The sequence below is a fragment of the Streptomyces sp. NBC_00510 genome (assembly GCA_036013505.1).
In the GTDB taxonomy this organism is placed as follows: Bacteria; Actinomycetota; Actinomycetes; order Streptomycetales; family Streptomycetaceae; genus Actinacidiphila.
This window is the reverse complement of record CP107851.1, coordinates 2,734,955-2,747,788: the sequence shown is the minus strand read 5'-3', so window position 1 is coordinate 2,747,788 and position 12,834 is coordinate 2,734,955. Positions and strand designations below refer to the sequence as shown.

Annotated in this window: 10 protein-coding genes and 1 pseudogene; 6 read left to right on the top strand and 5 right to left on the bottom strand. The window is 75.1% G+C overall.

Going from position 1 to position 12,834, the window contains the following annotated elements:
- Window positions 1-512 precede the first annotated feature (512 nt).
- The gene (locus OG937_12075; GenBank protein WUD72363.1) at window positions 513-1,181 is read right to left on the bottom strand and encodes a VTT domain-containing protein; all 669 of its coding nucleotides are present in this window, start codon (window positions 1,179-1,181) and stop codon (window positions 513-515) included.
- Entirely contained in the window at window positions 1,178-1,960 is a 783-nt protein-coding gene (locus OG937_12070) for an MBL fold metallo-hydrolase (protein WUD72362.1), read from the bottom strand. The genes OG937_12075 and OG937_12070 overlap by 4 nt, the downstream gene beginning before the upstream one ends.
- Before the next feature lie 154 nt (window positions 1,961-2,114).
- On the opposite strand from OG937_12070, the gene OG937_12065 reads away from it, so the two are divergent.
- Window positions 2,115-4,331 (top strand): phage holin family protein, encoded by a 2,217-nt coding sequence (locus OG937_12065; protein WUD72361.1) that lies wholly within the window; start codon window positions 2,115-2,117, stop codon window positions 4,329-4,331.
- 186 nt (window positions 4,332-4,517) lie between these two features.
- Window positions 4,518-4,949 (top strand): hypothetical protein, encoded by a 432-nt coding sequence (locus tag OG937_12060; GenBank protein WUD72360.1) that lies wholly within the window; start codon window positions 4,518-4,520, stop codon window positions 4,947-4,949.
- An 11-nt stretch (window positions 4,950-4,960) separates the two neighbouring features.
- Here the strand turns inward: OG937_12060 and OG937_12055 are convergent, their stop codons facing one another.
- Together OG937_12055 and OG937_12050 are read right to left on the bottom strand one after the other, a co-directional pair.
- Window positions 4,961-6,064 (bottom strand): ionic transporter y4hA, encoded by a 1,104-nt coding sequence (locus OG937_12055; protein WUD72359.1) that lies wholly within the window; start codon window positions 6,062-6,064, stop codon window positions 4,961-4,963.
- A gap of 62 nt (window positions 6,065-6,126) precedes the next feature.
- Window positions 6,127-8,511: a SpoIIE family protein phosphatase gene (locus OG937_12050; protein WUD72358.1), complete on the bottom strand. Its 2,385-nt coding sequence runs from the start codon at window positions 8,509-8,511 to the stop codon at window positions 6,127-6,129.
- A gap of 145 nt (window positions 8,512-8,656) precedes the next feature.
- On the opposite strand from OG937_12050, the gene OG937_12045 reads away from it, so the two are divergent.
- The gene (locus OG937_12045) at window positions 8,657-9,667 is read left to right on the top strand and encodes a WYL domain-containing protein (protein ID WUD72357.1); all 1,011 of its coding nucleotides are present in this window, start codon (window positions 8,657-8,659) and stop codon (window positions 9,665-9,667) included.
- Window positions 9,668-9,755: 88 nt separating this feature from the next.
- Here OG937_12045 and OG937_12040 read toward each other — a convergent pair.
- Window positions 9,756-10,886: pseudogene (locus OG937_12040) on the bottom strand (MFS transporter).
- Between the two features lie 7 nt (window positions 10,887-10,893).
- On the opposite strand from OG937_12040, the gene OG937_12035 reads away from it, so the two are divergent.
- From OG937_12035 to OG937_12025, 3 genes are all read left to right on the top strand, one after another.
- On the top strand, window positions 10,894-11,397 hold the full coding sequence (locus OG937_12035) for a DinB family protein (protein ID WUD72356.1): 504 nt from the start codon (window positions 10,894-10,896) through the stop codon (window positions 11,395-11,397).
- Between the two features lie 74 nt (window positions 11,398-11,471).
- Window positions 11,472-12,326: a hypothetical protein gene (locus OG937_12030; GenBank protein WUD72355.1), complete on the top strand. Its 855-nt coding sequence runs from the start codon at window positions 11,472-11,474 to the stop codon at window positions 12,324-12,326.
- 107 nt (window positions 12,327-12,433) lie between these two features.
- Entirely contained in the window at window positions 12,434-12,832 is a 399-nt protein-coding gene (locus OG937_12025) for an OsmC family protein (GenBank protein ID WUD72354.1), read from the top strand.
- Window positions 12,833-12,834: the final 2 nt, after the last annotated feature.

Genomic DNA, 12,834 nt, shown 5'->3' with positions numbered 1-12,834 from the left:
CCCGCGGTCGTAGAGGCGCCGGCTGCGGGACGGCGCCATCCGCCTTTGCAGGCGCCCCGGTTGCGCACGCGCGCAACTTCCGCAGTCCCGGTGCCTGACGGCGGCGCGTACCTGGGCCCCTACCGGGCTCTCCGGCCGGTGGGCTGCGAGCAGCACCCTGAAGTCGGGGGCGGACGGCGGGGCTCCATCCGCGGGCGCCGGTGCCTGTCGTCGGGGGTGGCGTGAGTGACTTCGGCACGGAGCCGGCGCGGGCGCGGTGAGGCCGGCGCAGGGCGCGCGTGGCTCCCGGGGTGGTGTCGTCCGACCTGACGACGAGTGGCGTTCGGGCCGGATCGTTCGGGGATCCGCGAGCACCGTGTGCCCGCGTGGGCTGCCAGTCCCCGGGCGGCCGGGGTGAGGCCGATGAGGGGCTGGTGCGGCCCGTGGGTGCTTTCCGGGCGGAGCCGGCGGGTGCGCCCGGCCTGGCGACGGGGCGGCCGCGGGTCCGGGGCGCGACCTCCGCCGGGAGGTGGTCAGTGGCCGGGGTGTTCGGCCGGGGTGTCGTCGGGGGCGGCGGGGGTGGTCGTGAGGCCGCGCAGGCGGCGCCAGAGCTGGGGGGCGGTGGCGATGAGGAGGGTGAGCGTGACGGCGAGCAGGACGCCCTGCCACGGCTCCGGGAAGAGGGTGCCGCCGAGGATGCCGATGAGCTGGTAGGCCGCCGCCCAGGCCAGGCAGGCGGGGACGTCGCCGCGGGCGAAGCGGCGGACGGGCATCTCGGCGAGCAGGCAGGCGACCATCACCGGGATGCGTCCGGCGGGTATCAGGCGGGACAGGACGAGGACGGCGACGCCGTGGTCGTCGAGCCGGCGTTGCGCGTCGGCGAGGCGTGCGGGGTCGGCGCGTTGCTGGAGCTGCCGCAGCCAGCGCGAGCCGTTGCGGGAGCGTACGCCGCGGTGGCCGAGCAGGTAGAGGCCCATGTCGCCGAGGAAGGCGGCGCCCGCGGCGACGACGAAGACCAGCGCGAGGGAGAAGGGGGCGGTCTGGTGGAAGGCGACGACGGCGGCACTGCTGACGAGCGCGCCGGTGGGCACGACCGGCACGAGCGAGCCGAGTACGACCAGCAGGAAGAGCGAGGGGTAGCCGACCACCTGGCCGGTGGACTGGGAGGAGGTCTGCTCCGCGAGCAGGGTGAGTCCGCTCACCTGGCGGCCTCCAGCAGCATGCTCTCGCCGTGCTCCAGCCGGTGCACCGCCACCGCCGGTGCCAGCTGCCCGGCGAGCCGGACGAACTCCTCGCCGGGGGAGTGGAATTCGTGCGGGCGGACGGCGTCCATGCCGATCGGCCAGTACGTCCCGTAGTGGATGGGGACGGCGGCGCGCGGGGCGAGCCGCGCCAGGGCCCGGGCGGCGCGCCCGGCGTCGAGGTGGCCGGTGCCGAGGAAAGGTCCCCAGCCGCCGACGGGCAGCAGGGCGGCGTCGCAGGGGCCGACCTCGTCCGCCATCCCGTCGAACAGCCCGGTGTCCCCGGCGAAGTAGGTCCGTTCCTCGCCCACCAGCACGTAGCCCAGCGCGGGGGAGCGGCGCGGCCCGTACGGCAGGCGCCGTCCGTCGTGCGCGGCGCTCACCACGCGTACCGTCAGCGCGTCCACCTTCACCTCGTCACCGGGGGCCACCTCGGTCAGCTCCAGTCGCCGGTCCGCGGCGAGCCGTCGCAGCCGGGGCACCGCGGCGGGGGCGCCGCGCGGCACCAGTACCCGGGTACCCCGGGAGAGCCGGGCCAGCGAGCCGGTGTGCAGGTGGTCGGCGTGCAGGTGGGAGATGACGGCGACGTCCGCCAGGGCCGCGCCCGGCGGCGGGACCGCGCCGCGCCGCCTGCGCAGGTGGGCCAGGCGCGGGGCGAACAGCGGATCGGTGAGCACGCGCACCCCCGAGTCCCGCACGGTCACCGTCGCGTGTCCCCACCAGGTGATCTCGACCGCCACTCGCGCCTCCTCGTCTCGCCCCGAGCCTATGCTCCGGCGCGCCCGCCGTGTGCCCCGGTGCGCCGCGGGGCCCAGGGGGGACTGTGACAGTCTGGGGGTATTCGTGTTCGGGGACGCGCGGGGACGTGCGCAGACGTGAGGAGACGAGGAGAGGGTGGGCGTGCTGCGTCGGTGGCGGGCCGCCGGGGGCGCGATCGTCCGCGTGCTGGTCGTGTGGGCGGTGGTGACGGCGACGATGGCCGTGCTCGCCGGGATCCTGCCCGACTTCCGCATCCAGTCCCCCGGCGGCGACAGCCCCACCCGCATCGCGGTGACGGCGGCCGCGGCCGCCGGTGCCTTCGGTCTGCTGAGCGCGCTGGTCTGGCCGGTGCTGGTCCGGGCCGTGCTGCTGGTGCCCGCGCTGGTGCTGGGCCTGCTGGTGTTCTTCCTCAACGGCTCGCTGCTGCTGCTCGCCTTCCGCTTCACCCCCGACTGGCAGGGCGACATCGCCCCGGCCACGGCCGTGGTGATCGCCGCCGTGATGTCGGCGGCGTCGTCCGCGACGAGCACGACGCTCGCCATGCGCGACGACGCGGCGTACGGCCGGCGCCTGGCGCGTCTGGCCGGCCGGCGTCGCGGTGGCGCGGGCCACGACACCGCCGGCGCCGACGGCACGCGGGAGCCGGGCTTCGTCTTCGTCCAGCTGGACGGCGTCGGGCACGACGTGCTGCGCGAGGCCGTGCGCCCGGTGACGCGCAAGGGGCGGCTGCGCCCCCCGGCGATGGAGACCGTCGCCGACTGGCTCGACGGCAGCCACCGCCTGGTGCCGTGGACCACCGACTGGAGCAGCCAGACCGGCGCAAGCCAGCTGGCCATCCTGCACGGCAGCAACGAGGACGTGCCGGCCTTCCGCTGGTACGAGAAGGAGACCGGGCAGGTCATGGTCTGCAACCGGCCCTCCTGCGCGGCCGAGCTGGAGCGCCGCGCGGTCGCCCGTACCGGGCGGGCGGGGCTGCTGGCGCCGGACGGCGCCAGCCGGGGCAACCTGTTCAGCGGCGGCGCCGAGCAGCTGGCGCTGGTGATGTCGGTGTCGACCCGCCGCCGGCGCTTCTCCGCCGACCGGCTCGCGATGGCACGGCTGCGGTCCCGGGCGGTCGGCGCCCCGGAGGGCGGCGATCCCGCGGCCGTCCTCGCCCGGGTCGGCGCCACCCGTTCCCGGACCGGCTACTTCGCGTACTTCTCCGACCCGGCCAACGCTGTGCGCACCGCCGCGTCCTTCTTCGCGGAGGTCGTCCGCGAGATCACCGAGTCCACCTCGGCGCTGGTGCGTCACGAGCGTCCCCGGGTGCGGCGCGGCGGCCTCTACCCCTTCCTGCGGGCCTTCGCCACCGTCGTCGAGCGCGACGTGGCGGTGGCGGCCGTCGTCGGCGACATGCTCGCCGGGCGCGGCGCCGTCTACGCCGACCTCGTCGCGTACGACGAGGTCGCGCACCACTCGGGGCCGCGCAGCCGGGACGCGATGCGGGTGCTGCGGCGTCTGGACCGCGCCATCCGCCTGATCGCCGACGCCTCCCGGTACGCGCCGCGCCCCTACCGGATCGTGCTGCTGTCCGACCACGGCCAGAGCGAGGGCGAGACCTTCGAGTCCGCGTACGGGCTGACCCTGAGGGACCTGGTCCGGGCGGGGTGCGGGCTGCCGGTGCGCCGCCGCGTGCGGGGCACGGCCAGCGGCGCCGAGGCGCGCGCGGCCGCCCGTGCGGCGCTGCACCGCCCGGAGCACGGGGGCCGCGCGGGCGAGGAGCAGGAGACGGCCGGGCCGTCCTCGGACCCGGTGGTGCTGGCCTCGGGGAACCTGGCGCTGATCTCCTTCCCCGACCTCCCGGGGCGGGTGGACCGGCAGGGCGTCGAGGCCCGCCACCCGGCCCTGCTGCCGACGCTGGCCGAGCACCCGGGGGTCGGCTTCGTGCTGGTCCTGGACCGGGAGCGCGGGCCGCTGGTGCTGGGCGGGGACGGCGGCGAGCACGAGCTGGAGACGGGCCGGGTCACCGGCCGCGATCCGCTGGCGCCGTTCGGGCCGGGCGCGGCGGCCGCGGTGCTGCGCACCGCCCGCTTCCCGCACGCCGCCGACATCATGGTCAACTCGGCGTACGACCCGGTCACCCGGACCGTGCACGCCTTCGAGGAGCAGGTGGGCTCGCACGGCGGCCTGGGCGGCGACCAGAGTCGCGCCTTCCTGCTGCACCCGTTCGACCTGGACGGTCCCGATCCGCTGGAACGCCTGGTGGGCGCCGGGGCCGTGCACGAGCTGCTGGGCGGCTGGCTCGGCCGCAAGCCCCTGGCGCAGGCGCCCCCGGTCGAGGACGGCAAGGACGAGCAACCGGTCGTCGGCTGACGCGCCGCGCACGGGACTGGTGTCCGGCGCGGGTCTCCTTCGGGTGGAGCGCACGGCCGCCGAGGGCGCACCGGCGGAGGCCCGCCACGTACGGGTGATTGACCTACGGGCGCCGCTGCTGGACGCTTGCCCGCGATCGATCGGACGGTGCGCGCGGGCGGGGGCCCGCGGGTGGGAGAGGCTGCGATGCCGTACTACGAGGACCTGAGCCCGTACGCCTACTTCACAGAAACGATTCCGCCGGACGTCTCCGCCCGTGCCGTCGGCTGGCTGGACCCCGCCCGCCCCTACCCGCGGGCGGAGCCCTCCGAGGAGTTCGCCGACCGCCTCTTCGCCCTGTGCCGCGACCACCTGTGCGCCATCACCCACGGCTGGTACGGCTGCACCCTGTGCCGCCGCAGGCTGATCGGGGGCGGTCGCTTCAACCCGGTGAGCGTGTCCCGCGGCGGCGAGCGGATCCTCGTGGGCCACGGCGAGGTACGGGTGGAGGGCGGCGCCGGCACCTGGCTGATCGCGCCCGACCTGGTCGTCCACTACGTCCTGGCCCACCGCTACGCCCCGCCCGAGCCCTTCGTCGAGGCCGTCCTGGCCGGCCGCGTCGTCGCCGGCTGCCGGTAGGCCCCACCGGCTCACGGGCTGATCGCGAGCACCATGTACGCCGCCAGCAGGGCCAGGTGCACCGCGCCCTGCAGCGGCGTGGCGCGTCCCGGTATCACCGTCAGGGTGCCCACGGCGACGGTGATCGCCAGCAGCACCATGTGCGTGGCGCCGAGCCCCAGCAGCAGCGGGCCGGACATCCACACCGAGGCCACCGCGACCGCCGGGATGGTCAGCCCGATGCTCGCCATCGCCGAGCCGAGCGCCAGGTTGAGGCTGGTCTGCACACGGTCGCGGGCGGCCGCGCGCACCGCGGCGATGGTCTCGGGCAGCAGCACCAGCAGGGCGATGACGACGCCGACGAAGGAGGACGGCAGGCCGGCGTACTGCACGCCCCGCTCGATCGTCGGCGACTCCACCTTGGCCAGTCCCACGACCGCGATCAGCGCCACCACCAGCAGCGCCAGGCTGAACATCGCGGCGCGGACGGTGGGCGGGACGGAGTCGTCCTCCGAGACGTCGATCACCTCGCCGCCCGGCTTCACCGGCAGGAAGTACGCGCGGTGCCGCACCGTCTGCGTCGCGACGAACAGGCCGTACAGCACCAGCGACGCCATCGCGGCGAAGGTGAGCTGGGCGGTGGAGAAGCGCGGGCCCGGGGTGCTGGTGGTGAACGTCGGCAGCACGAGGCTGAGGGTGGCGAGCGTCGCCACCGTCGCCAGGGAGGCGCCCGTGCCCTCCGGATTGAAGACCGCCACCCGCCGGCGCAGCGCCCCCACCAGCAGGCAGAGCCCCATGATGCCGTTGCACGTGATCATGACCGCGGCGAAGACGGTGTCGCGGGCCAGGCCCGCGCTCTTCGGGCCGCCGTCCGCCGTCAGGGTGAGGATCAGGGCCACCTCGATGACGGTCACCGCCACCGCCAGCACGAGCGCGCCGTACGGTTCGCCCACCCGGTGCGCCACCACCTCCGCGTGGTGGACGGCGGCGAGCACCGCGACGGCCAGGAAGACCGCGACGACCACGACCACGGCCACCGGCAGCGCCCGTCCCCACGTCAGGGCCAGCAGGACCACCGAGAGCACCGGGACGAGGACCGTCCAGTGCAGGGCGGACACGGGGAAGCGAGCGGTCATGCCTCCGAGACTGACAGCTCGTCAGGGTCGGCGCGACGCGGGGAACCCGGACGTGCCGCCGCTCATCGCCCGGCCGGGGGAAACGCCTGTTCGGCCCAGATGGTCTTGCCGGCGGAGGTCTGCCGGCTACCCCAGGCCTGGCTCAACTGCGCCACCAGCAGCAGGCCGCGGCCGCCCTCGTCGTCGGACAGGGCACGCCGCAGATGCGGGGCGGTGCTGCTGCCGTCGGACACCTCGCAGATCAGGGTGCGGTCGCGGATGAGCCGCAGCTGGATCGGCGGAGCGCCGTACCGGATGGCGTTGGTGACCAGCTCGCTCACCACCAGCTCGGTGACGAACACCGCGTCCTCCAGGCCCCAGGCGACCAGCCGCTCCGCCACCGCCTGCCGGGCGTCCGCGACGTGCGCGGGGTCACCGGGCAGGTCCCACACCGCGACCTGGCCGTCGTCGAGCGCCCGGGTACGGACGAGCAGCAGCGCGACGTCGTCGACCGGACGGTCCGACGGGAGGGTCTTCAGGACGGTGTCGCAGGCCGCCTCCATCGTCGGGGCCGGGGCGGCCAGCGCGGCGCGCAGCCGCGCCAGGCCGGCGTCCAGGTCGAAGTCCCGGCTCTTGACCAGGCCGTCGGTGTAGAGCGCGAGCATGCTGCCCGCCGGCAGCTCCAGCTCGACCGCCTCGAACGGCAGCCCCCCGACGCCCAGCGGCGGGCCCGCGGACATCGGGACCATCTCGACTCTGCCGTCGGGGAAGCGCACGGCGGGCGGCGGGTGCCCGGCGCTGGCGAGGGAACAGCGGCGCGCGATCGGGTCGTACACGGCGACCAGGCAGGTCGCGCCCAGCTCGCCGCTGGTCTCGGCGGGCGACACCTCCCGGCCGTGGCCGTCCTCGGGATCCAGGTGCGAGACGAGGTCATCGAGGTGGGTCAGCAGCTCGTCCGGCGCCAGGTCCACGTCCGCGAGGGTGCGCACCGCCGTCCGCAGCCGGCCCATCGTCGCCGAGGCGTGGATGCCGTGGCCCACGACGTCGCCGACGACCAGGCCCACCCGCGTGCCGGACAGCGGGATGACGTCGAACCAGTCGCCGCCGACCCCCGCCCGGGCCCCGGCCGGCAGGTAGCGCGAGGCGACCTCCACCGCGGCCTGCTCGCGCAGCCGCAGCGGCAGCAGACTGCGCTGGAGGGTCAGTGCCGTGGAGTGCTCCCGCGTGAAGCGGCGGGCGTTGTCGACGCATACCGCGGCCCGCCCCGCGAGCTCCTCGGTCAGCGCCAGGTCGTCCTCGGTGAACAACTCCGGACGCGCCCAGCGGATGAACACCGCCACCCCGAGGGTGATGCCGCGCGCCCGCAACGGCACCGCCAGCACCGAATGGATGCCGTACTCCTGGACCTTGGCGTCCCGCAGGCTGTTCTGCGCCAGCCACAGCGTGAAGTCCGGGTGCCCCAGCCGGCTGAGGACGGGCCGGCCGGTCGCCAGGGCCCGGGACGGCGGGGAGAACTCCGGGTAGACGTCGAGCTCGCCGAGGTCGACGGCCGCGTCCGGGGCGCGGCCCGACGCGGTGCGGTGGGCGACCCGGCGCAGCTCCACGCCGAGGCCGGGCGGTCCCGGCGGGGGCTCCTCGCCGTGCAGCACCGAGTCCAGCAGGTCCACGCTGGCGAAGTCGGCGAAGCGCGGCACGGCCAGCTCCGCCAGCTCGTCGGCGGTGTGCACCACGTCCAGGGTGGTGCCGAGCCGCGCGCCGGCCTCGTTCAGCAGGGCCAGCCGCCGGCGCCCCCGGAACTGCTCGGTGCTGTCGAACGCCGCGCTCGCCACGCCCCGGATCCGGCCCTGCGGGTCCCGCACCGGCCACATCTCGGTGCTCCACGCCCGGTCGCCGACCGTGGCCCCGGCGGCGGCCGGGCTCTCGTAGTGCGCCGGCCGGCCGGTCTCCGCGACCTGCCGCAGGTGGTCGTTGAACCCGCGGCGACCCGCGTCGTCCAGGAGCGCCCCGGAGAAGGGCCGGCCGGTCAGGTCCGCCGCCGGGACACCGATCATGTCCGCCGCGGCGTCGTTGACCCGGTGGTAGCGCAGCCCGGTGTCGTACGTGGCCATGGCGACGGACGACTGCTGGAAGGCCCACAGCAGGAGCGCGGTGTCGGGGTCGGCGCAGGAGGCGGTCACGACGCAGCCGCCGGCCCGGTCGTCGGCGTCCAGCGCGGGGGAGACCCGTACGTCGAGGTCGAGTTCCCGCCCGTCCCGCCGGTGCGCCCGCACCCGGCCGCGCCACTCCCGGTCGAGCGCGATCGCCTGCGCCTGCGCACCGAACACCTCGGCGACGGGCCGTCCCACCGCGTGCGCCGCCGCGTGTCCGAGCAGCCGTCGTGCCCCCGCGCTCCATCCCGTGACCACCCCCCGCGCGCTGACGGTGACCACGGCCGTGGCGGCCGGGTCCCCGGGGTCACTCGTGTTCATCGTCGGCGATCACACACCCGTCGCAGTCCCTACCTCCCCAGGGTGCGCGCTCCGCAGGACACCATCAAATCGGCCGAGGCCGTCCCCGCGGCCGACGTGATGGTGCCCTGCGGCCACTGTCGGTGGCGGCGGCGATACTGCCGGCATGCGCGCGAGCCGGCTGGTCTCCCTCCTCCTGCTCCTCCAGTCGCGGGGGCGGATGACCGCCGCGGAGCTGGCGGAGGAGCTGGAGGTGTCCGTACGGACGATCTACCGCGACGTGCAGTCGCTGCACGAGGCGGGCATCCCGCTGTACGGCGACGCCGGGCACGAGGGCGGCTACCGGCTGCTCGACGGCTACCGCACCCGGCTGACGGGCCTGACCGCCGACGAGACGCAGGCGTGGTTCCTGGCCGCCCTGCCCGATCCGGCCGCGCAGCTGGGGCTCGGGGAGGCCGCGGCGGCGGCCCGGCTGAAGTTCAGCGCCGCGCTGCCGCCGGCGCTGCGGGAGCGGGCGGAGCGGGTGCGGGGGCGGTTCCTGCTGGACGCGCCCGGCTGGTACAGCTCCGAGGAGCAGGTGCCGCACCTGCCCGTGGTGGCCGACGCCGTGTGGAACCGGCAGGTCGTACGGGTGCGGTACCGCCGCTGGCGCGAGCCCGCCGAGACCGACCGCAGGCTCGAACCGTACGGTCTGGTGCTCAAGGCGGGCCGCTGGTACGTGGTCGCCCACGACGGGAGCGACCCGCGCACCTACCGGGTCGACCAGATGCTCGAGGTGCGCGCCCTCGACGAGACGTTCGCGACCCCGCCCGGCTTCGACCTCGCCGCGTACTGGCGGGAGTACCTCGCCGGGTTCCACGCGCGGCTCCACCGGGACGAGGCCCTGATCCGGGTGTCACCGCGCGGTGCCGAGCGGCTGCCCGCGCTGCTGTCGCGCCCTGTGGCCCGGGCGGTGGCCGAGGGCGGCGAGCGGGAGCCGGACGGCTGGGTCCGCGCCCGCGTGCCCATCGAGTCGGTCGCCCACGCGCACGGCGAGTTCCTCAGGCTCGGCGCGGACCTCGAAGTCCTTGCGCCGGCTCCGCTGCGGGAGATGCTGGCGGAGTCGGCGCGGGCGCTGGCCGCCCTCTACGGGCCGCCGCGATCCACACCGCCGCCCCCGCGGCCGCCAACGCGCTGAGACCGGCGACCGCCGCGAAGCCGGTCAGGAGCCCGGCGCGGGCGCTGACCGCCGAGGTCCCGAGCATCACGGCCACGGTCGCGGCGAGCCCGTACGCGTTCGCCGCCCCGAAGGCCCGCCCCACGCGGCCCTCGTCGACCGCGGCCATCAACAGCGTCCGCGAGGCGATGCGCGCCTGCCCGAAGACGAAGGCCCCGGCCGGCACGAGCAGCAGCAGCCCCGTCACCCCGAACCGGGGCTGCAGCGCGAACAGCACGGCGCAGAGCGCGAAGCCGGTGAGCGCGAGCCGCAGGTCCCCCAGCCGGGCACCCGTGCGCCGGTACGCGGCCGCCGCGAGCAGGAAGCCCGCACCGCCGAGCGCGTCCACCGCACCGACGACGGCGGCGCCCCGGTGCAGCTCGGCGATGACCAGCACCGGCAGCAGGGCGTTGAAGACGGTCACCACCACGCTGCCCTGGGCGTACAGCAGGACCAGCGGGCCGAGCGGCGCCCGCGACGGGACCGGCCGTACCGCGGCCGAGGCGGCGGTGCCCGAAGTGACGGGCCTGCCCGCCCCACGGCCGGTCGCCAGGACGAGGACCGCGGAGGCCACGAAGGTCGCCGCGTTGAACACGAACAGGGGGGCAGGGCCGGCGAACTGCAGCGCGAGACCGCCCACCGCCGCCGACAGCAGCATCCCGCTCTGCAACGCCATCTCGTAGTGGGCGTTGAACCGCCGCAGCCGCCCCGCGGGCACCCGCTCCTTGATCAACGCCGCGCTCACCGGCACGAAGAGCGCGGCCGTCACGGCCAGCGCGAAGTTGCTGCCGTAGACGACCGCCCCCCGCGGCCAGCCCAGGACCGTACCCAGCGCGGGCACCAGGGCCACGGCGGCGCTGAGCAGGTCGCAGCCCGCCCACAGCGCTCGGCGGTCGAAGCGGTCGGCGACCCGGCCGAACAACGGCGACAGCACGGCCTGGGGGACGGCGACGGCGATGAAGAGCCAGCCCACGTCGAGCAGCGAGCCCTGGGCGCGCACCATCAGCAGGGCCGCGGCGATGAGCTGGATGTTGTTGCCCAGGGAGGTGATGAACACGGCGGGCAGCAGGAGACGTTGCGTTCGTTCGGTGGTGGTCACGGGGAACGATGGTCCGGCTCTCCGCTGACGTCTGCTGTCAGGGGGTACGGCGGGGCGGCCCCGGTTAATCGGTGGACGGGCCGCCGTCGTTCCCGACAGCATTCCGCCGATGACACGAACAGACACACCCACCGCATGGGACGAGCGCTCCGCGCTGACGACCCTCCTCGACTACGCCCGCGACACCGCCCGCGCCAAGTGCGAGGGCGTCACGCCCGAGCACGCCCGCAGCGCCCCGCTCCCGGGTTCGCCGCTGATGACGCTCAGCGGACTGATCAACCACCTCCGCTGGGTTGAGTACTACTGGTTCGAGGTGGTGTTCCTCGGCGGCGAGGACGAGGGCCCCTGGACGGAGGAGGACCCCGACCGCGAGATGCGGATCGCCGTGGACCTCCCCCTCGCCGACCTGCTGGCGGACTACGAGGCGCACACCGCCCGTTACCGCGAGCTCGTCGCCGGGCTCGACCTGGACGCCGTCGCCAAGCGCCCCATCCGCGACGGTCGCCACCCCAACCTGCGCTGGATCCTGCTGCACCTCGTCGAGGAGACCTCCCGCCACAACGGCCACCTCGACCTCCTGCGGGAACTGGTCGACGGCACCACGGGCGTGTAGCGGTGTCAGTCCTCCGAGATACGGTCCACAGCGAACACACAAGATCGACCACGAACGACCCAGGGGTGGGCAGCATGAGCGAGACCAAGGACACGAGGGAGAAGCGGCGGATACGCGTCGCCGCCACGGTGGGGGCCGCCGCCGTCGCGCTGACCGCGACGGCGGGCTGCAGCGCCGCGCGTGACACGGCGGACGCGGTGGGCAAGACGGACTCGATCGCCCAGATCCTCGCCCGCGTCACCAGCCACACGGAGAAGACCGGTTCGGCCATGGTCGACATGTCGACCGACCTGGGTCAGGGCACGCCCATCACCATGAAGGGGACCTACTCCTGGGGCAAGGGCGTCGCGTACGACGTCATGATGGACACCTCGGCGGCGCAGATGCAGCCGCTGCAGGACGACCCGGAGCTGCGGGCGCTGATGGTGGACGGCGCCTACTACTACAACGTCGACCCGCAGCCCGCCGGCCTGCTCAAGGGCAAGCACTGGCTGCGCGTCGACGTCTCCGCGGTCCTCGGCAAGGAGGGCGCTGCCGCGGTCGCGAAGGGCGGGGACCCGACAGCGGGGCTGCGCTACATCGAGCTGACCGAGGACGTCGAGGACCTCGGGGAGCAGACGATCCGCGGCCGCGAGGCCCGTCACTACCGGGCGACCCTCGACAAGAGCCGACTGGGCAACCTGGGGAAGTCCCTCTCGCCCTCCGAGGAGAAGAGCATCTTCAACTCCGCCACCGGGCCGGTGGACGAGATCACGATCGATGTCTGGGTGGACGGCAAGGACCTGCCGGTCCGCATGGTCCAGGTCATGGGCAAGGCGAAGGTGACCATCGACTTCCTCAAGTTCGGCGGAACCAAGGCCGTCACCGCGCCCCCGGCTTCCGACACGGCCGACTTCAGCTCGCAGTTCCCCTCGCAGCAGCAGGGCTGAGGAACCCGACGACCGCCGAAGTCCCCGCCCACCGAACCGGGTTGCGCCATCATGCAAGAGGATCTGGGGCGGGCTGCGGCCGCGCGGGCGGCGACGGGAGGCAGGGTATGGACGAGCGGTTCGCGGTGTTGGCGAGCGCGGGATCGTTCTTGGAGGAGGACGGCGACGACGTCCGGCTCCCGCACCGCTGGACGCCCGGCGGCGTCGGGGTGCGGTCGGCGTTCACCGGAGGCCACGTGCTGAACCTCGCGGTGGCTGCCTGCGTGCTCAACGACCTCTACCGCGAGGCTGCGGCCGGCGGGCTGGAACTGCGGGGCGTCCGGGTGCGCGCGGAGGGCGGGTTCGACACCGGCCGATGGCGTTCGACCGGCATCTCCTACACCGTCGAGATCGACAGCGACGCGCCCCGGGAACAGGTCGCGGCACTGATCGCGACCGTCGACGAGGTCGCCGAGATCCCGCGTGCCCTGCGCCAGGGCGCCTCCGTCAGCCGCTCCGCGGGCTGAGC